Genomic DNA, 19240 nt, shown 5'->3' with positions numbered 1-19240 from the left:
GACCGGTCGGCCGCCGTGGGGGCCGCCGGGCGGCGGAGGGGGACCGGCCCGCGGGCCGCCGGGCGGTGGCGGAGCCAGGTGGCCCTGCTGTCCCGGTCGGCCCTGGGGCGGGTGGGGACCCGGCTGCGGCTGCGGACCCTGCCGGTGCTGCGGCCCCGGCTGGGGAGGCGGGCTCGGCGGCGGCCCCTGCGGTCCTCGGGGAGCCTGCGGAGGCTGTCCCCCCTGGGGAGCGGGCCCGCCGGGCTGCGGGTGAGGTCCGGGACGACCGGGGTGGGGACCGTTGCCCCCGGGCGGCGGAGGAGGAGGTGCGGGGCGGCCGCCTTGCTGCCCGGGCGGTCCGGCAGGCGGACGGTTCCCCGGAGGCGGCGGAGGCGGCGGTGCGGGGCGGCCCTCCGCCCCGGAGTCCGGGGGCCGGCGCTCCGCGGGCGGAGGCTGCCCGCCGGAGGGGTGCTGCGGCTGCCCCTCGGGCGGTGTGGACCGCCGCTGCTCGGCGGGGGGCTGCTGGTCGTGGGGCCGCTCGCCGCGGCGGGGGTCGTCGGGGTGCATTGGCGGCGCTTCCTACGACGTCTTGGCGGGGGCGGGAACGTCGATGCGCTCCTCCGGCTGGGAGAGGCGCTCGTCGAGCTCGGTTCCGCTCAGCCCCAGGTCGATGTCGGCGCGGGCGCTGAGCCGGTCGTCGATCGACTCGCGGGCGTTCACCTGGAGAACGGGTGCCGAGATCCGGTCCTCGGGCACCTCGAACACCAGCATGCCGGCGACGGGGATCCCCGCCTCCAGCGTGGTGCCGAGGCCGCCCGAGAGGCCGTTGCTCAGCCACCCGTTGGCGGAGTAGACGTAGCCGTCGTCCATCACGAGTTCGGCGTCGACGTTGGTCAGCGGAGCCGAGGCGGAGGTGATCCGGACGCCGGCCACCAGCCACACGCCGTTCGCCTCGATCGGCCCGGAGGTGCCGAACCCGTCCTTGTCGGCCACGGTCTCGGCGAACCGGACCTCCTGCACCGTGATGGAGAACTGGCCGGCGTCGACGGGCTCGCCGATATCGCCCGAGGAGGCGATGGGCTCGGTCGCCAGCGTCTCGTCGGGCACCAGCGACTGGGCCGCGACGATCAGGGCGAGCAGCGTCAGGGTGGCGAAGGTCGCGACCGCGCTGCGGGTGAAGGAGGAGGCCACGCGCGCCTCACCCCTGTCCGAGCGGGAAGGTGACCTCGGCCGCGACGTCGTCGGTGGCCTTCCAGGTCTTGGACTGGTCGGTGAAGCCCGGGGAGAACTCGGTCTCGTTGAAGGTCAGAGTCACCTCGTCCTGCTTCTCGGCGAGCGGTGCCACGTCCTCGGGGGTCTTCATCAGATCGTCGAGGTCGAAGGGCTCGGAGCTTCCGGGGCCGCCCAGGCCGGCCAGCGGGTTGTCGGACTGCTCCTGCTGTTCCTGGTCCTTGTCGTCCTGCTCGGCCTTGCGCAGCGACCAGGTCATGACCACCTTCTCGCGCATCTTCGGCTGGATCTCGAAGACCAGGCCCCCGGGGTGGCGGACGTAGGCGACGCTGAGCGCGGACGCGTCGATCCCGTCCGAGGGGAAGTCGACCTCGATCACGTGGCCCAGCTGGCTGACCTGGATGGGCTTGGTGTCGTTGGAGACCAGTTCGGCGCGCACCTGCAGTGCGGTGAGGCCGGCGTCGTCCTTGACGAACTCGGCCTTCTGCGGGGTCAGGGTGTACATCGCGGTACGCACCTCGGTGCCCGGCTCGGCCTCGGGTGTGGCGTCCGCCCGAGCCAGGCCGCCGGTCGCCCAGAGCACAAGGGTCGCCGCCGCCAGGACGACGGCGGCCACGAGCAGGATGACCACCCGCCAGAGCGTGCTCTGGGGAAGGAGGCCGCTCGATACATCCTCGGTGTCGGGAGCGTGGTGTGCCACGAGCAGGAAGTGTAGAGGGAACCGCCCCCTTCGTGCCCTTTCGCGGCCTGATGAGGACAGATTCCCGCGTGTCGGGAACCGATCGGCCGGGTAAGGCGCGCGGCCCGTCCAGAAGGGCTTCCGCCAGCCGAAAGAGAACTGAAAGCGGTCCGCAAGACCCTCTTTTTAGGCTGGAACCACGTTCAGCCGGACCGGCACCCGCAGGAGGACGGCCTGCGGGCGCCGGCCGCGTTGGATCCGGGGCAGGCGGATGCCGCCCGCGGCCGCCGCAGGCCGCGGGACCGGCCCCCGGACCGCTTCGGGCCGACACCTCGATCGCGGGGAAAGGCCTGCTCCTGACCTCCTTGACGTTCCATGAGACCGAAGGAGTCCCCATGACTTCGCCCCTGCTCGCCGGCGCCTACGGCGTCGAGGCGGAGTTCGCGGCCATCGTCGCCAGGGTCGATCCCTTCTCCGAACCGGACTACGAGACGTTCGAGGAGGACGACGACCAGCCGGTCGACGACGACGCACCGGTGGTTGACTGGCCCTAGCCCCCCTTCGGTCCGTTTCCATGCGACACCCTGCAGAAATCGAGGATCACCGATGAGCCAAGCAGTGCTCGCCCCTACCGCGCCGATCGACGCGGAGTTCGCCGCCATCGCCGCCCGGATCGAGCCGTTCTCCGAGCCCGACCCCGAGCAGGAGGACCAGACCGCGCCCGAGAGCGCGCCTTCCGAGAAGGAGGCGGAGACTCCCGAGAAGGAGTCCGACAAGTAGGGGCGACGATCCCCGAGGGCCGCTGATGCGGCCCCGCGTGCCGCTGTGGACGCCGTGCTGCGGGGAGGGGAGCACGGCGTCCACAGCGCTGTTACTTCACCCGGTGCGGCGCGAACCGCCTTGCTAGAGTGCTGTTCGTGAATTTTGGCGTGCTCGGCCCCATTTCGGCGTGGTCGAACGACGGAGAGTCGCTCTCCGTCGGCGGTCCGCGACAGCGGTGCGTACTGGGCACGCTTCTGATGGAGCGCGGCAAGGAAGTCACCGTCGATCGCCTGATCGAGTACCTGTGGGACGACGACCCGCCCCGAACCGCCCGCTCCGTGATCCAGGTGCAGATCTCGCACCTGCGCCGCTCCTTCCCCGACGTCATCAAGACCACCGCCGGCGGGTACATGGCGGCGGTCGAGGCGGACCGGGTCGACCTGCACCGCTTCCGCGCTCTCGTCGAACGCGCCAAGGCCGCGGGCGACCCCGCCGAGGAGGCCGTGCTCTGGGACGATGCGCTGGCGTGCTGGCGCGGCCAGCCGTTCTCCGGCACCGGCTCCGAGCACCTGTGGAACGCCGTCGCCCGGCCGCTCCTCGAGGAGAACTGGAGCGCCTGGACCTCGTGGGCGCAGTGCGCGTTCGCGCTGCACCGCTACACCGAGATCGTCACCCGGGTCACGCCGCTGGTGCGCGAGGACCCGATGCGGGAGCGCCTCCAGTACTTCCTGATCGCGGCGCTGTACCGCAGCGGGCAGCGCGCGTCCGCGCTCGCGGTCTTCCAGGAGTGCCGGGAGTATTTGGCCGAGGAGCTCGGCGTCGACCCGAGCCCCGAGGTCATGGAGCTGCACGGGCAGATCCTGCGCGACACCGAGTCCCACGTGGGGCGGCTTATCGGCGCCGTCACCCCTTCGGGCGGCGAAACGGCTCCCGCGGAGCAGCCGCCGGTTCATGAGCAGCGGCCGCGCGACTTCGTCTCACGCAACGACCTCCCGCGCGACATCCCCGACTTCACCGGCCGCGAGAACGACCTGGACCGCCTGCTCGCGCTCGGGACGCGCGACGAGAACCGGGCCGAGATCGCCGTGGTCACCGGTCTGGGAGGTGCGGGCAAGACGACTCTGGCCGTGCACGGCGCGCACCGGCTGGCCGACCGGTTCCCCGACGGCCTGCTCTTCATCGACCTCTACGGCTACACGGTCGAGCACGAACCCGTCATCCCCGCCGCGGCGCTGGGCAGCCTCCTGCGCGCGATCGGCGTGCAGCCGGACGCGATCCCGGAGTCCGTCGAGGAGCGCGCCGCGCTGTGGCGGGCGAGCCTGACGGGCCGGCGGGTGCTGATCGTGCTGGACAACGTCGCCAACTTCGCGCAGATCAGTCCCCTGTTGGCTGCCGCTCCGGGCTCGTTCACCATCGTCACCTCGCGCCAGGACCTGCCCGGGTTGAGCGGAGCGCAGTACATCTCGCTGGGCATGCTCACCGAGGAGTCGTCGCTGCGCCTGTTCTCCACCGTTCTGGGGCAGGACCGCGTCGACCAGGAGGAGCCGACCGCGCGCGCGGTGATGCGGCTGTGCGGCGGGCTTCCGCTCGCGCTGCGCATCGTGGCGGGCCGCATGCTCAGCCGACCGCGCTGGACCTTCGAGCACGTCAAGCAGCGGCTCAGCGAGCACCACCGGATGTTCCGCGAGCTGCGGATCGAGGGCCACAGCGTCGAAGCCGTCTTCGAGCTGTCCTATCAGAGCCTCAATGAGGAGCAGCGCCGCGCGTTCCTCATCCTGGGCGTGATGATCGGCGGCACCGTCGACCTGCACGGCGCGGCCGCCCTGCTCGACTGCGACCCTCCCGAGGCCGACGACCTGCTCCAGGAACTGGTGAGCGTCTGCCTGTTCGAGGAGCCCAGCGTCGACCTGTACCGGTTCCACGACCTGCTCGGCTCCTACGCCCGCGAGAAGGCGGCCACCGACCTCTCCCCGGCGGAGGCCGAGGAGGCGCGGCGCCGCCTCGCCGACCACTACCTCGACATGGCCAACCGGGCGGCCGACATGATGGGGCCGCGCGGCCACCACTACGAGATCGACCGGAGCAGCTCCTCCAGGTACGAGACCACGCTGACCGACCACGCCCAGGCCACCGCGTGGTTCGAGCGGCACCAGGACAACCTCGCCTCGGCCGTCGACTTCTACGCGGGCGTGGGGCTGGACGAGCAGGCATGGCAGCTGGCCGACTCGCTGTGGCGGCACTACGCGAACCACGGCCAGACCGAGCTGATGATGTCGACCCAGGAGAAGGCGCTCGCCGCCAGCCGGGCCAACGGAAACGTGCGCGGCAGCGCGGCCACCCTCATCGGCCTGGGCATCGCGCACTGCCTGGCAGGCCGCTTCAGCCACTCGCTGGACCTGCTGAACGAGGCCCGCGAGCTGCTGGAGACCATCGACGACGAGCGCGGCAAGGCGCGGGTCTACTCCAGCCTGAGCATGGTCTACGACCGGATGGGGCGCTTCCACGAGGCCCTGTCCTGCATCTGGAAGGTCTTCGAGTACGCGGTCGCCGCCGGCGACCGCTCCCTTGAGGGTGTGCAGCGGGCCAACCTGGGCGCGATGTACCAGGTCCTGGGCGACTACGAGAAGGCTCTGGAGCTCTGCGAGTCGGCGCTGAAGATCAAGAGCGAGGAGGGGCAGTACGAGACCTCGGCCCAGGTCCTGCGCGTGCTGGGCGAGGTCAACTCCCAGCTGGGCAACCTGGACCAGGCGTTCTCCTACCTCTCCGAGGCGCTGAAGCTCGCTCAGCTCATCGGGTCCCAGCGCGACGAGTTCTACATCCGCAACGGTATGGCGGTGGCCCAGCGCCGCAGCGGCGACATCGAGGCGGCGATCGAGTCGCACAAGGCCGCCCTGCAACTGGGCGAGGAGGTCGGCCAGCACAGCGCGGACTCCGAGATCCTCTCCGAGCTGGGGTGCGCCTACGCCGAATACGGCGACGCGGCCGAAGCCCGGCGGATCCAGGAGCAGGCGCTGGAACTGGCTCGCACCCGGGGCGAGCGCCACGTCGAAGGGCGCGCGCTGCTGCGGCTCGGCCTGCTGCCCGAGGCGGTGCCGCACGACGATCGGGTGACCTACCTGGCAAGCGCCGCCAAGCTCTTCGCCGACCTGGGTGCTCCGGAGGCGCAGGAGGCCCAGGCGGAGCTGCAGAAACTCGTCTGACGGCGGCCGCCCGGTCCCGAACCCGCGCCGCACGAGGCCGGCCAGGGCATCGGGTGGCATCGGGTACCGCCTTGGCCAGGCTTGGCCGTGGTTTCACGGGAAACAGCAGGTGAGCGCTGGGGAAGAGCGTCCGGCGACGGAACGCGGTGCCGCAGAAGCACCCGGCCCGCAGTGGCACGGGGACTCCGGCCCGCCGGGCCGCAGGGCGACCAGGCCGCAGACGACCGGGCCACCGGGGCACCGGGCCACAGGGATGCCGGAGTACCGGGACCCCGGTTCGACGGAGCACACCGGGTCTTTGGTTCGCCGGGTCGCAGTTCGACCGGGCTGCCGGGGCACCGGGACTCCCGCTCGCCGGGCCGCAGAGCCGCTCGGCCGCCAGTCCGCCGCGGGTCCGCCCGGCGTCTCCTCGCCCAGAATCGTCCCCGTCGGGCGGGCGTATGCGAGCGGACGCCTCCCCCTCCTCCCCGCTGCCGGAGAGGGGGCCCGGCCCCGTCCGCAGAGGAAGGGGAGGCATCCTGCTCACCCGTGGAACGGCCGCTGATCTCGGGCCCGCCCTGAGGCGGGCCGCATGACGGCGGCGTTCCACTGCCCGCCCCGCTCCGCGGCGGAGCCGAGGTCGGTCGACGTCTCCTCGCGGTGCTGCGGGCACAGGTGGTCGCCGGTCGCGCGTGCCCGCACACAGCGGGGCGCGGCGCATCGGTGCTCTCCGAGTCGTGAGCGGAAGGTGCGGATGTGCGTGGTGCAATGGCGCTCTGTCGGCTCTGTCAGCTCGATGCAGTCGCCCACCGAACACACCCGCGACCCGTTGAGCCACCGTGACAGGCGGACCCACCACGGGATCGGGACGGCGGACAGGGGATCGGGAACGGGGACACGGCTCTCGGCTCCCATACCCCCAAAGTGCGCCCGGCGCCCCCACCCGACAACCCCGAAGGCCGTTCCCGGCCGTTTCCTCTAGAGAGGTTTGCCGATCCCCGTACCCCGGCACCTCGCCCCACCACCCCCACCCGCCCACCGCACCCCGCCCAGGCCCTTGATCGTGTGCGACCACGCCCGCACGTCCGCTAGACTGTTCCACGGCGCAAACGGGGTGTAGCGCAGCTTGGTAGCGCGCTTCGTTCGGGACGAAGAGGTCGTGGGTTCAAATCCCGCCACCCCGACGGAAAAACGGGTGCCCACCCAGGTGGGCACCCGTATTCGTGTGTGCGGGGTCTGTGGGCCCTCTCAGCGGCCGTCGGGGTGATGGCGTGCGGGTTCATCAATCACTGGCCGCGAGCCTGGTGCGGGTCATCGGCGGCACTCGACCAAGCCCTCATCACTGCCGCGTTGGGAATCGTGGTGATCGGCTTGCTGCCCGGATCGGCGGCGTCCAGCGGGCGAGGTCCAGCCACGTGTGCCTCCGCCCGGGAAGTCGCCAGGCCACCCACACGTTCCGGCTGCTGTGGCCGGCGCCGGTTGCCGCACCCTGTGAGCCTCAAGTCTCGCGTGAGCGAGATCCAGGCTTCCCGGTATGTACGTCCAGACGGTGCAGGGCAGCTCGAGCCGTGCTCGCCGGATCCTCCTGCTGCATACTGTCCCGGGCGTACGGGCGGGGACAGGGCTTCGCGTGGGCGCGGGTGCCGTCGGCGGCGGTCGACGGGGTGACCAGTGCGAGAGAGGCGGCTCAGAATGGAGATTCCCCGATGGCTCTATATCGGGTGCGGGATGGTGGCCTTTCTCGGAAGCGGCCGGATGGCCTACGAAGCGGTCACGCTGAGCAACATGGGATTTGAACTCGGTGAGCTGTCCGTATTCATCTGGGCCGGCTTGATCTTCCTGGTGTTCGGCATCGTCGTGGTGGCTGTGGGCGTACGCAAGAAGGGGTAGGCGCCCGGGCTCCCCGGGCCCCCGCACGCCGCGGACGGGCGTCGCGGGCGCGGCCGGGCCATCCGGCGGGTTGTGCGAGGGCCGGCGCCGGTCCAGATCAGCCACGGCGGCGCTCGGTGGCCCGTGCTGACGGCGCCCGCGCCGGAGCGGCTAGACCACCTCGTGGCCGTGCTCCTCGTGGAACGGGCGCAGGTCGGGCTCGCCGTACTTGGCCAGCAGCGCCTTGAACCGCAGTTCCTTCTCCGCGCCGAACCTGCTCAGGCGGGCGGCGACGGTAGCGGGCGAGACGAGGACCGGGGGTCCGGCCTTGGAGTGGAACTTGTCGGCGAACATGACGAGCTCCTCCTCGGCCGACTCGGCGACGTAGTCGCCGGGCGGGATGGGGAGGCCCTGCGCGCGGATGTCCTCGCGCGTGATGCCCATCCCCGTGTGGCAGGAGCAGAACCGGCCCAGGGCGTCGGGGTAACCCTGTTCGGCGAGCAGGTCGCGGCCGAGGACACCGTGGCGCACATAGCGCTCGTAGTCGAGCTTGCCCGTGCGGTCGTAGAGGCGGTAGACCCCGATGTCGTGCAGCAGGCCGCCGGCGCGCACGAGTTCCGGATCGGCGGCCTGGGGGCGGCGGGACAGCAGCTGCTCGGCAATGCCCGCGACGATGGCGCAGTGCGTGTGCACAAGGTCGAAGGCCTCGCTTGTCGGGGCGTGCTCCGCGTGCAGATCGCGGATCTCTCGGTCGCTGGGTACACGCATGCCCTCGACCCTAGCGATCCGTCGTGACCAGCTTGGCCGGGTCCCGGGTTCTTCGGCGGCCGCGGGCGAGCGCCGCCGCTGCGCGTCCCGCCCCGGTCCCCTGCCTCCCGACCACCTCCCTCGGACCGGCACCGCCTGTCCGCGGCGGGCCCCGCCCCGAGGCGCGGCATGGGCGACAGCCGCGGGCCGGGCCGCGCGAGGAGGGCGGTCCGGCCCGCGGCGGAAGGCCCTCAGGCGGTCTTCACCAGGCCGCCGTCGATGCGGTAGTCGGCCCCGGTGATGCCCGCCGCGCGCTGCGACGCAAGGAACAGGGTGAGATCCGCGACCTCCTGCGGCTCGCCCACCCGGCCCAGCGACACGGCCATGCTCTCCGGCAGCAGCCGGTCCATCACGTCCTCCACCGTGGTGCCCGCCTGCTCGGCGAGGACGTTGGCGAAGCCGTCCCCCTCGTTCGTCCACAGGGGTGTGCGCACCGGGCCGGGCGAGACCGTGTTCACCCGGATCCCGCTGGGTGCCAGCTCCTCGGCCAGGGAGCGCCCGAGGTTGGTCAGCGCGGCCTTGGCGGCGCTGTAGTGCATGATCATCGGTGCCGGCTGGCGCCCGTTGACCGAGCTGATGTTGACGATCGCGGCTCCCTCGCGTCCGGTCATCGCGGGAACGGCCGCGCGCGTCGCGCGCACGACCGAGAACAGGTTCACGTCGAAGATGCGCTGCCAGGCGTCGTCGCCGGTTCCCGTGATGCCGTCGGCGGGCTCGCTCGCGCCGACGTTGTTGACCAGCACGTCGATGCCGCCGTGCAGCTCCACCGCCGCCTCGACGAGGCGGCGGGGCCCGTCCGCCGCCGCGAGGTCGGCGTTGACGACGGCCACCCCGGCCGATTCGCTCAGTTCGGCGAGCTCGGGCGTGGTAGTGCGGCTGCCGGCGACCACCCGCGCGCTCTGGGCGGCGAGCTCCCGGGTGATGGCGAGCCCGATGCCCTTGCTGGCTCCGGTGACGACGACGACCTTGTCCTTCAGGTTGAGATCCATACGTGGAATCCTGGCCGCGCGGCTCGGCCGGTGCTGGCGGGAATCCGACCTCGAACTCGGCCGCCGGCCGCTCCCGCCCCGCTCTCCCGGCCTTCTCCGCTCCCTCCCCGGATTGGAGTCGAACGGTCAGTTCATGGGGTTCTCGGGGCGCTCCCGGGTATACGGGACAACATGGGAGTCCTACGCAAACAGCTTCAACGCCTGCTCGCAGCCCCGTTCATCGTCGACTCGGTGGAGACGCTGCGTGATCCGCACCCGCGGGCCGAGGCGCTCGCACCGGTGGTGAGCCGGGTACACGCCTCCTGCCCGTGGATCCCGGACAACCCGGCGCTCGTGGTGCGCGCCCAGGCCGTGGCCGGTGTCGGCGCGGGAACCATGCTGCTGCTCGGCAAGGGGAGGCGCGCGGCCAGCCTGGTGCTCGCAGCGCAGGCCGTCCCGTCGCTGGTCGCGGCGGCGCAGGGCAAGGTCTGGGACTCCGCCGGGCGCGACTCCGCGGTCAAGGACATCGGGCTGCTCGGCGCCCTGGTGCTGACCGCGACCGAGCCGCGGCGGCGGCCGCCCAAGGTGGTCCACGACGTCCGGCACGCGGCCCGCGACGCGCGCAAGTCGGCGTCGCGGGCAGGCAAGACCGCGGGCCGCAAGGCGCGCGGCGCCGCGCCCAAGCTGCCGACCGGCGGGCACTGATCCGGCACCTTCCTTCGCACCGGCCCCGTGCCGCCGGGGCGGCCGCGACGACCGGCCGCCCCGGGCGCGGGGCCGTTCTCGTGCGCTGAAGCCGCCCCTCGGGCCCGGGCTTGACGCGCGCACCGTGATGCGCTCATTATGAACGTACGTTCATGAACAACAGTTCATTTTAATTCCACGCCAAGGAGCGCCGCCATGCACGAGGCCGTCGACACCGACCAGTTCCGCGCCTGGAACGGCTACGAAGGCCGGCACTGGGCGGACCACCACGAGCGCTATGAGGCGGTGAACGGGGGTTTTGACGGACACCTGCTGGAGGCGGCGGCCATCGGGCCCGACGACCGCGTGCTCGACGTCGGCTGCGGAAACGGCGGCGCCACCCGGCTCGCCGCCCGCGCCGCCCACCGCGGCGACGCCCTGGGCGTCGACCTGTCCGCGCCCATGCTCGCCCGCGCCCGCGCACTCGCCGCCGACGAGGGCGTCGCCAACGCCGCGTTCGAGCAGGGCGACGCGCAGTCGCCCCCGTTCCCGGCCGCGGCCTTCGACACCGCTGTCAGCCGCTTCGGCGTGATGTTCTTCGCCGACCCCGCGGCCGCCTTCGCCAACATCGCCCGCGCCCTGCGCCCCGGCGCACGCCTGGCGTTCCTCTCGATGCGCGGACTGGGCGGGAGCGACTTCGGCGGCGTCTTCGCGGCGATGTCGGCCGTGCTGCCGCCCGGCGCCGCCGAAGGGGTGGGCGATACAGCGGTCTCCTTCGCCGATCCCGAGCGGGTCCGCGAGGTCCTGCACGGCGCCGGCTTCAGCGGTACGGAGATCACCGCCGTCGACGCCGAACAGGTGTGGGGCGCCGACCCCGCCGACGCGGCCGGCTTCCTGTGCGGGTGGGGCCCCGTGCAGCACATCCTCCGCGGCCTCGGACCGGCGGCGGCCGACCGCGCGCGCGAGGCCGCCGAGGAGGCCTTCCGCCCCTTCGCCCGATCGGGCGCGGTCCGGCTGCGGGGCACCGCCTGGCTCGCCACCGCGACCCGCCCCTGACGCACCACCGAGAGAAGGACGGCACCATGGATCGGATCACCGTGATCGGCGGTTCCGGCGCGGTCGGCCGCGAGGTCTGCGCGGCGCTGCGGCGCGTGTACCCGGGCGAGGTGGTCGCCGTCGGCCGCGAACCGAGTTGGACACCCTCCCCGGGGTCCGCGCGCTGCCGGCGGACATCACCCGCGACGAGGGGCCCACCCGCGCGCTCGACGGCGCCGATGCCGTCGTGATGTGCACCGAGCAGGACGGCGGCCGCGTCGCCCGCGCGTGCCTGGAGCGCGGCATGGGATACGTGGACGTCTCCGCGTCCGCTCCGCGGCTGCGCGCCGTCGCCGCCCTCGACGGGCTCGCGCGCCGACGCGGCGCGACCGCCGTGCTCAGCGTCGGCCTCGCTCCCGGTGTGACCAACCTGCTCGCGCGAAGCGCCACCGACGCCGGCGGTGCCGGGCCGATCCGCATGGGCGTGCTGGTGGGCGCCGGAGAGCACCACGGCCCGGGGGCCCTCGACTGGATCCTCGACAGCATGGAGCAGGCCGGCGGCCCGTCGCGGCTCCGCTTCCCGCCTCCCTACGGCGTGCGCACCGCCTACCGGTTCCCCTTCAGCGACCAGTACACGTTGCCCGAAACCTTGGGGGCACCCGCGGCCGAGACCGCACTGTGCCTGGACACCCGCGTGCTCACCCCGCTCCTGGCGACGGCGCGGCGGCCCGTCGCCGCCCGGCTGCTGCGCCGTCCCCGCGTCCGCGCCGCGGTGCGCCGGGCGCTGCTGCGGGTGCACGCGGGCGGCGACGGCTTCGCGGTGACCGCCGCCCGGGGGCCGGTCACGGCCTGGTTCAGCGGGCGGTCGCAGAGCCGGGCGAGCGGGGTGGCCGCCGCGCTGGCGGCCGGTCGGCTGCCCGGCCTGGCGCCGGGCGTGCACCACATCGAGCAGGCCGTCGAGCCGGTCGGGTTCCTCACCGAGCTCGCGGGACACGGCTTCGAGCTCGGACTCCCCGAAGGAGTCCTCGGGCCGGGTTCGCACTACGATGCCCAGTGATGTCACCCAGAACAGCCGCCGCGCTGCGCGGCCAGGAGGGCGAACCCACCCTGCGCGAGCACCTCCTGGCCACCGCCGAGCGCCTGGTCGCCGAGCGCGGCGCCGCGGGTCTCACCGTGCGCGACATCGCCCGGGAGGCCGGGGTCGCCGCCGGCGTCCTCTACAACCACTTCGCCGACAAGGAGGAGCTCCTCGCCCGGGCGCTGCACGCCCATGCCGCCAACGCGGCGCGCGCGGTCGGCGAGGTGCCCGCCGCCGGAACCGGCACCGTCGAGGACAACCTGCGGGCGCTGCTGCGGTACGCGATCGCGGTGCACACCGCCGTGCTCCCCGCCTTCGCGGGCGCCGCCGCCCACCCCCGGGTGCTGGAGCGCTTCACCGAGCTGCTCCGCGGCAGCGCGGGCGGCGCCGACCTGCGCGCCGTGCTCGCCGACTACCTGCGCTCCGAGCAGCGGCTGGGGCGCGTCGCGGCCGGCGCCCGGCCCGAGGCCGTGGCGACGATGCTCGTGGGCACCTGCCATGAGCTGGTGCTGCCGCCCCTGCCCACCGTCCCACCAACGGCGGCACCCGCCGACGTTCCGCCGGAACTGATCGACGACCTGGTGGCCACGGTGATCGACGGCGTCCGCCCCCGCTGACACGGGTGTCCGAAACCTTCAAGACGGCGGCCGCCGCCTCGTCTAGCGTCGACCGCATGACAGCAGCATTCAGCGCGGTCGGAATCGTCACCGCCGACATGGGCGCGTCACTGGCGTTCTACCGCCGTATCGGAATGGACATCCCCGCCGGGGCCGAGAGCATGCCGCACGTCGAGGTCGAGCTCCCGGGCGGCCTGCGCATCCTGTGGGACACGGTCGAGACGGTGCGGTCCTTCATACCCGACTGGGAACCGGCCTCCGGCGGCGGGCTGGCGCTCGCCTTCGCCTGCGACGGGCCCCGAGGCGTGGACCGCCTCTACGCGGACCTCACCGGGGCCGGTTACACGGGGCTCCGCAGCCCCTGGGACGCCGTGTGGGGCCAGCGCTACGCCGTCGTCTGCGACCCGGACGGGCACTGGGTGGACCTCTTCGCACCTGTGGAGTGAGGAGCCCGCGGGTGCGGGGAGGCCTACCGGGTGACGGGCCCGCTCGTACCGCCGGCCTGGCCCGCCCGTCCGGTGAGCACGCTCAGCGGGTCCCCGGCCAGCTCCCTGGCCTCGCGGGCGAGGTGCGCCTGGTCGGCGTAGCCGGCCGCTGCCGCCACCTCGGCGAAGGGCGTGCCCTCCCGCGCCGCCGCGAGGGCGCGGTCGAACCGGAGGATGCGCCGCAGAGTCCGGGGGCCGTAGCCGAAGGCCGCCAGACTCCTGCGGTGCAGGCGGCGCGGGCTCAGCCCGGTCGCCTCGGCGGCGCGTGCCACCGACGCGCCGGCATCCAGCAGCGCGGCGACCTCCCGCATCACGGGATCGGCTCCGCCCGTTGCGGCGAGCCGCCGGGCGGCCGCCCGCTCCAGGAGCTTGCCCGGGTCCGCCGCCAGCGCCACCGCCTCGCCGAGTCTGCGCGCCTCGTCCGCGCACCACAGGTCCTCCAGCGGCACCCGCCGGTCGCGCAGCTCGTGCGCCGGCACGCCCAGCGCCGCCGGACCGGCGCCCGGCGGCAGCCGCAGCCCGATGAAGACGACCCCCGGTCTCCAGTCGGCGAAGTAGGCGGCGGTGTCGGGCCCGGCGGCCAGGAGCCCGCCGCCGTCCCAGACCAGGTCCATGCAGCCGTCCGGCACCACCCGGTGCAGGTCGCCGTCCTCGGCCGCCCCGGTCCACACGACCCCTCCGGTCGCCGACGCGCGCTCGCGGTACATGACCCCATTCTCCTCCCGCGCACCGGGCGAGGGCAGGGGGATCGCGGCTCCGCGTTCGCGGCGGCGGGCGGCCGCACCGGGTGCCTTGCTCCGGACGGCCCGACGACCGCCGCGGGCGCGCCTACTGCTGGGCGACCAGGTCGAGCAGCGTCGCCTCGGGCCGGCAGCAGAAGCGGGCGGGGGCCGTGGGCGAGGTGCCCAACCCGCCGGAGACGTGCAGCCAGGTGCCCGCATAGCGGTGCAGCCCCCAGGCGCGGCGGCGGTCGATGCCGCAGTTGGTGACCAGGGTGCCGTAGAAGGGCAGGCACAGCTGCCCGCCGTGGGTATGCCCGGCGACGAGCAGTTGGTAGCCGTCGGCGGCGAAGCGGTTGAGGTTGGCCGGCTCGGGCGAGTGCAGGACGCCCACCCGCAGGTCGGCCTCCGCGTCGGCGGTCCCGGCGACGTCGTCGTAGCGGTCCAGCCCGATGTGGGAGTCGGAGACCCCGGCCGCGGCGATGTCGCGCCCGTCCGCCTTGAGCACGGCCTTGCGGTTGTTCAGGTCCAGCCAGCCCCGCTCGCTCATGGCCTCGCCCAGCTCGCGCCAGGGCAGGTCGGGGACCTTGCGCTTGGCGTAGTCCGAGCCGCTGCTGCGCCACAGGTAGCGGGCGGGGTTCTTGATCTGCGGCGAGTACAGGTCGTTGGATCCGAACACGAATGCGCCCGGCCGGTCCAGCAGCGGGCCCAGCGCCGAAATGAACGGCTCGACGGCGTCCGGGTGGGCGATGGAGTCGCCCGTGTTGACCACGAAGTCGGGGTCGTAGGCCTCCAGCCCGCGCAGCCAGTCCAGCAGCATGCGCCGCCCCGGCGTCAGGTGCGTGTCGGAGATGTGCAGGATGCGCAGCCGGGAGCTGCCCGGGTCGAGGAGGGGAAGCTCGTAGTGGCGCAGCCGGAACCAGTTGCGTTCGATCACCGAGGCGTAGACGACCCCGGCGAGCCCGACCGCACCCGTGACCGCGGCCGCACGTCCGGCCGTCCGCAGCGTCTTCCGCATCCTCGTCACCGTCACGGCACCTCCCGCTTCCGATGGTGTCAGACATCGCGACCGGATGCGCCCGCCGAGCGGGCCTCCGGGCCCGCGGGCGGCGCGGAGCGGGCGCCCGCACCCGCGTCCCGCCGAACTCTGCGGGCTCGCGGTCGTCCGGGACGCCTGCCGCCGCTCCGCCGGGCGATCCGGCGGCCGCGGCCGGGTGCCCGCTGAGCGGTCAGGTGTTACGGATCCGGGACCGCAGCGTCGGCGTCGCCCGGACGTGGTCGATTTGCACGGGGTGGCGCGGACGGAGCCGCGGAGCGCACCGGGACCGGAACGGGATCCGGCGCGGCCGGCGCTGCCCGACCCCGACCCCTGCAGCCGAGCTGATGAGCGCGCTGGACGTGCTCGACGACGCCGAGCGGGGAGGCCTTCCGCGCGCTCCTGGGCGGGTGCGGCACCGCCTGACACGGGCGCGAGCAATACGCTCGCAGCCCCGCAGACCGCCGCCGTATGATCGCTGCCATGGCCGAACTCAAGGACCGCCTCCAGACCGACCTCACCGCAGCGATGAAGGCGCGCGACGACGTCCGCACCCGCACCCTGCGCAGCGTGCTCGCCGCGATCTCCACGGAGGAGGTCTCCGGCCAGGCGGCGCGCGAGCTCCGCGACGAGGACGTCGTCCGCGTGATCACCCGTGAGGCGAAGAAGCGCCGCGAGGCCGCCGACGCGTTCGAGGAGGGCGGCCGCACCGTCCAGGCCGCGGCCGAGCGCGCCGAGGGCGACGTGCTCGCCGACTACCTGCCCCGCCAGCTCGGCGACGACGAGCTCCGCGACCTGGTCGCCGCCGTCATCGCCGAGACCGGTGCCGAGGGCCCCAAGGCCATGGGCCAGGTCATGAAGCAGGTGACTCCGCGGGTGGCCGGCCGAGCCGAGGGCGGCCGCGTCGCCGCCGAGGTCAAGCGCCAGCTCACCGCTTAGGCCGTTTGACGGGTCCGTCCGTAGTGGGCGGCGCAATCGGGTGCCCCTCGCTCCAGGCGCGAAGCGCCGAGTCTGCTGCGCGGAGCGCTTCGGCGGGACCGGTGTCGCTCTCGCGCGGCCGGGAAGCGAGCCGGGGCGGGGATCCCCTGCCGACTGACGGGAGCGCAGGGAGCGGTGCCGGGGCGCCGCGCAGTAGGAGTGATTCGGCGAACACGCCCCTGGCGCCGCATCGCGCGGCCGGGCCGCGCCCGCCGGTGCCGTCCCCGCGCCGCCAGGCCCGAGAGCTGAAACGAACGGGGGCGGCGGGCGACCGGGTCGCCCGCCGCCCCCGCGGCGTCAGCAGCGGCTGTGCCGCCGCAGGTCAGTCGTCCTGGCCGCGGCCCGGGTTGCCCTGGCCCCAGCCGGTCCAACCGGCGCCTCCGCCACCGGCGTCCTCGCCGTTGCCGCCCCCGCCGCTGCTCAGAAACACGTTGACCGTCGCGCCCTCGGGCAGCCCGGTTCCGGGCTCGGGGTTGACCGCACCGACGGCGTCCGCCGGCTGGTCGGAGGGCACCTTCGTGGAGGACAGGTTGGGCTCGAACCCGGCCGCCTCCAGCTCGCCGAGAGCCTCGTCGGCCGTCATCCCGAGGACGTCGGGGACGCCGCCGTTGCTGGCGGCCTCGTCGGCGTTCTGGCCGTCCTCGCCGTCCTCCTGCTCCGGCTGCGGCTCGGAGGTGCTGCCGAACTGCGACGGCGGCGCCGCGAAGTCCTTGGCGGGCAGCTCCTGGGTCGCCTCCCGCATGGTCTGCTGCCAGATCGGGCCGGGGATCGTGGCGCCGAACACCTGGGAGTAGTACCTGCCGCCGATGGTGACGTCGCGCAGCGGGTAGTTCTGCGGTCCGCGCGGGTCGCCGACGAACACCGTGCCGGCGAGGTTGGGCGTGAACCCGGCGAACCAGGCGCTGGCCGAGCCGTCGGTCGTACCGGTCTTCGCCGCCGCCGGCCGCCCGATCTCCAGCCCGGTGGTGGTGCCGCCCTTGAAGGTCTGCTGCAGCAGGTAGCCGACGCCGTCGGCGACGTCCTTGCTGATGACCCGCTCGCACTCGGACTTGATGTCGATGGTCTTGCCCGCGTGCTCGTCGACGATCTTGTCGATCGCCTGCGGCTTGCAGTACGTGCCGCGCGAGGCGAACGTGGCGTAGGCGGCGGCCATGGTCAGCGGGGAGACCTCCTCACTGCCCAGGGTGAAGGAGTTGTTGGCCTGGGTTCGCGCGTTGTCGAAGGAGGTGCCGTCGGCGCGGTGGACGCCGAGGGTCTCGGCCATCCGGATGACGTTGCACAGGCCGACGTCCGCCTGAAGGCTGGCGAAGTAGGTGTTCACCGAGCCCTTGGTGCCGCTGACCATGTTGTTGGTGCTGCCGCCCTTGGTGTCGCCCGCGTTGCTGAGCGTCCACGGTGCCAGCCGCCCGCCGTTGCAGTTGCGCTGACCGGTGATGGTCGTGGTGTTGCCGGTGCTGTAGGAGGTGCTGAACTCCTTGCCCGCCTTGAGCGCCGCGGCGAGGGTGAAGGGCTTGAACGTGGACCCCGCCTGGAAGCCCGTGCTCCCGCCGTCCTCGGCGTCGACGGCGAAGTTGATCGACGTCTCGCCGATGTTGGACTCGTCGGGTCCGTAGTTGCGGCTCTGGGCCATCGCCCGGATCTCCCCGCTGCCCGGGTCCATCAGGACCTCGGCGGCGACCTTGCGCGACTTGTTCTTGCGCGGCACCCACTCGTCGACGGCCTTCTGCGCCGCGTCCTGCATGTCCATGTCCAGCGTGGTGTGGATCTGCAGCCCGGCCGTGCGCAGCCAGCGGGCGCGCTCGGTCTCGGTTTCGCCGTAGCGCTTGTTCTGCTCGATCTGCTGGACCACGTAGTCGCAGAAGAACGGCTGGTCGCTGGGCATGCAGCCGTTGCTGGGGCTGGTGATGTCCAGACCGAGCTCGGTGGCCTTGGCCTCCTTGGCCTTCGCCTCGGAGATCCGCCCGGTGTCGGCCATGCGGTCCAGCACGACGTTGCGCCGGTTCTCGGCGGCATCGGGGTTGAGGCGGGGGTTGTACAGGTAGGGGTAGCGCACCGTCCCGGCGAGCGTGGCGGCCTGGGGGAGGCTCAGCTCGGAGGCGCTGACACCGAAGAAGTGCTGCGCGGCGGACTCGGCGCCGTAGGCCCCGTCGCCGAAGTAGGCGATGTTGAGGTAGCCCTCGAGGATCTCGTCCTTGGACATCCGCTGTTCGAGGGCGATGGCGTAGCGCAGCTCGCGGACCTTGCGGCCCAGCGTGGTCTCGCGGGCCTCCTCCTGTTCGGCCTGGCTGTCGGCGCTCTCGACGAGGACGTTCTTCACGTACTGCTGGGTGATGGAGGAGCCGCCCTCGACGTTGCCGCTGATGGTGCGCACAGCGGCGCGGAACGTTCCGGCGATGTCGATGCCGCCGTGCTCGTAGAACTTGGAGTCCTCCATCGCGACGATCGCCTCGCGCATGACCGGGGCCATGTCCTTGAGGCCGACCACTTCGCGGTTCTGATCGTAGATCTCGGCGATGACCTCACCGTCGCGGTCGTAGATGACCGAGCGCTCGGGCGGAGGCGGGGTCTCCAAGTCGCCCGGCATGTTCAAGAACCCGGTGGCGACGTTGCGTGCGGTGATACCGAGCCCGCCGACAGCGGGCAGCGCGAGTGCCGCTACGAGTACCCCGGCGACGACTCCGACGCCGACCAGTTGACCGATTTTCTGCAGCATTGTCCCCTGACCCACCCCCTAAGACTACGTGCGGACCGCGATGGGCGCCGCCGTCGATGTCCGTGATTTCGGACGTTTCGGCGCACCGGCGGCACCGAGGTCGTTCTCCATTGTGGATGCAATACCGAGCAGTCGGAACCGGTGGTCGGCAGCCGTCCGTGCGGTGGATCCGATGGAGCGCTCGGAACGCAATGACCCACCTGGGCTAGATCCGATATGAGCCTCATGGGGCCTGGCGGATCGCGTGCGCGAATCATAGGTTCTTCCGCAGCAATCGCGGGGACACGCAGAGCTTCCGACTCGTCGCGCTCCGCTACCGGGCCGCCCCTGCTCCGGGAAGCGGCCGCCGCGGGCACTCCGCGTGTCCCCCGCCCTCATTGCGTCCGAAGCCGGCGACCGCGCCCGCCGGCTCTTTCGACGAC

Annotated in this window: 17 protein-coding genes and 1 tRNA gene; 11 read left to right on the top strand and 7 right to left on the bottom strand. The window is 73.0% G+C overall.

Translation table 11 applies throughout. From position 1 onward, the window contains the following. Window positions 1–558: 558 nt before the first annotated feature. Together ABEA15_RS22055 and ABEA15_RS22050 are read right to left on the bottom strand one after the other, a co-directional pair. Entirely contained in the window at window positions 559–1170 is a 612-nt protein-coding gene (locus tag ABEA15_RS22055; protein WP_344147043.1) for a DUF4352 domain-containing protein, read from the bottom strand. Window positions 1171–1177: 7 nt separating this feature from the next. Then, the gene (locus ABEA15_RS22050; protein WP_345558738.1) at window positions 1178–1909 is read right to left on the bottom strand and encodes a hypothetical protein; all 732 of its coding nucleotides are present in this window, start codon (window positions 1907–1909) and stop codon (window positions 1178–1180) included. A gap of 374 nt (window positions 1910–2283) precedes the next feature. Here ABEA15_RS22050 and ABEA15_RS22045 point away from each other — a divergent pair, with 374 nt between their 5' ends. From ABEA15_RS22045 to ABEA15_RS22025, 5 genes are all read left to right on the top strand, one after another. Beyond that, on the top strand, window positions 2284–2442 hold the full coding sequence (locus ABEA15_RS22045; RefSeq protein WP_344147037.1) for a hypothetical protein: 159 nt from the start codon (window positions 2284–2286) through the stop codon (window positions 2440–2442). 52 nt (window positions 2443–2494) lie between these two features. Further along, complete coding sequence (locus ABEA15_RS22040; RefSeq protein WP_344147034.1) at window positions 2495–2668, top strand: hypothetical protein; 174 nt, start codon at window positions 2495–2497, stop codon at window positions 2666–2668. Window positions 2669–2805: 137 nt separating this feature from the next. Continuing rightward, window positions 2806–5850, top strand: a complete 3045-nt coding sequence (locus ABEA15_RS22035) for an AfsR/SARP family transcriptional regulator (RefSeq protein WP_345558736.1) — start codon at window positions 2806–2808, stop codon at window positions 5848–5850. 1089 nt (window positions 5851–6939) lie between these two features. Continuing rightward, window positions 6940–7013 (top strand) — tRNA-Pro (locus tag ABEA15_RS22030). 508 nt (window positions 7014–7521) lie between these two features. Beyond that, a complete protein-coding gene (locus ABEA15_RS22025) occupies window positions 7522–7719 on the top strand; it encodes a hypothetical protein (protein WP_344146995.1) in 198 nt (65 codons plus the stop codon). Window positions 7720–7869: 150 nt separating this feature from the next. On the opposite strand, the gene ABEA15_RS22020 is transcribed toward ABEA15_RS22025, so the two are convergent. After that, the gene (locus ABEA15_RS22020; RefSeq protein ID WP_345558734.1) at window positions 7870–8466 is read right to left on the bottom strand and encodes an HD domain-containing protein; all 597 of its coding nucleotides are present in this window, start codon (window positions 8464–8466) and stop codon (window positions 7870–7872) included. A gap of 230 nt (window positions 8467–8696) precedes the next feature. After that, window positions 8697–9494 carry an SDR family NAD(P)-dependent oxidoreductase gene (locus ABEA15_RS22015; protein ID WP_344146989.1) on the bottom strand — a complete coding sequence of 266 codons (798 nt, stop codon included), beginning with the start codon at window positions 9492–9494 and terminating at the stop codon, window positions 8697–8699. 171 nt (window positions 9495–9665) lie between these two features. Here ABEA15_RS22015 and ABEA15_RS22010 point away from each other — a divergent pair, with 171 nt between their 5' ends. The 5 genes from ABEA15_RS22010 (at window position 9666) to ABEA15_RS21990 (ending at window position 13333) form a co-directional block, all read left to right on the top strand. Further along, on the top strand, window positions 9666–10178 hold the full coding sequence (locus tag ABEA15_RS22010; RefSeq protein ID WP_344146986.1) for a DoxX family protein: 513 nt from the start codon (window positions 9666–9668) through the stop codon (window positions 10176–10178). 195 nt (window positions 10179–10373) lie between these two features. Then, window positions 10374–11213, top strand: coding sequence for a class I SAM-dependent methyltransferase (locus tag ABEA15_RS22005; protein ID WP_345558731.1), 840 nt, complete (start codon window positions 10374–10376; stop codon window positions 11211–11213). A gap of 136 nt (window positions 11214–11349) precedes the next feature. Further along, on the top strand, window positions 11350–12249 hold the full coding sequence (locus ABEA15_RS22000) for a saccharopine dehydrogenase (RefSeq protein WP_345558729.1): 900 nt from the start codon (window positions 11350–11352) through the stop codon (window positions 12247–12249). Further along, window positions 12249–12887 carry a TetR/AcrR family transcriptional regulator gene (locus ABEA15_RS21995; protein WP_344146977.1) on the top strand — a complete coding sequence of 213 codons (639 nt, stop codon included), beginning with the start codon at window positions 12249–12251 and terminating at the stop codon, window positions 12885–12887. Before ABEA15_RS22000 ends, ABEA15_RS21995 begins: the two co-directional genes overlap by 1 nt. A 56-nt stretch (window positions 12888–12943) precedes the next feature. Continuing rightward, window positions 12944–13333 carry a VOC family protein gene (locus ABEA15_RS21990; protein ID WP_344146974.1) on the top strand — a complete coding sequence of 130 codons (390 nt, stop codon included), beginning with the start codon at window positions 12944–12946 and terminating at the stop codon, window positions 13331–13333. Between the two features lie 23 nt (window positions 13334–13356). On the opposite strand, the gene ABEA15_RS21985 is transcribed toward ABEA15_RS21990, so the two are convergent. Together ABEA15_RS21985 and ABEA15_RS21980 are read right to left on the bottom strand one after the other, a co-directional pair. Then, complete coding sequence (locus ABEA15_RS21985; protein ID WP_345558727.1) at window positions 13357–14079, bottom strand: helix-turn-helix domain-containing protein; 723 nt, start codon at window positions 14077–14079, stop codon at window positions 13357–13359. Window positions 14080–14200: 121 nt separating this feature from the next. Beyond that, the gene (locus tag ABEA15_RS21980) at window positions 14201–15109 is read right to left on the bottom strand and encodes a metallophosphoesterase (RefSeq protein ID WP_345558772.1); all 909 of its coding nucleotides are present in this window, start codon (window positions 15107–15109) and stop codon (window positions 14201–14203) included. Window positions 15110–15610: 501 nt separating this feature from the next. Between ABEA15_RS21980 and ABEA15_RS21975 the strand changes: the two genes are divergently transcribed. After that, entirely contained in the window at window positions 15611–16066 is a 456-nt protein-coding gene (locus tag ABEA15_RS21975; RefSeq protein ID WP_344146968.1) for a GatB/YqeY domain-containing protein, read from the top strand. Window positions 16067–16427: 361 nt separating this feature from the next. Here ABEA15_RS21975 and ABEA15_RS21970 read toward each other — a convergent pair whose 3' ends face one another. Beyond that, window positions 16428–18818 (bottom strand): penicillin-binding protein, encoded by a 2391-nt coding sequence (locus tag ABEA15_RS21970; RefSeq protein WP_344146965.1) that lies wholly within the window; start codon window positions 18816–18818, stop codon window positions 16428–16430. Window positions 18819–19240: the final 422 nt, after the last annotated feature.

It is taken from the genome of Streptomonospora halophila, from assembly GCF_039542725.1.
Classification (GTDB): domain Bacteria; phylum Actinomycetota; class Actinomycetes; order Streptosporangiales; family Streptosporangiaceae; genus Streptomonospora; species Streptomonospora halophila.
Note: the sequence above shows the minus strand (reverse complement) of the source record. Positions and strands in the feature narration are given on the sequence as shown.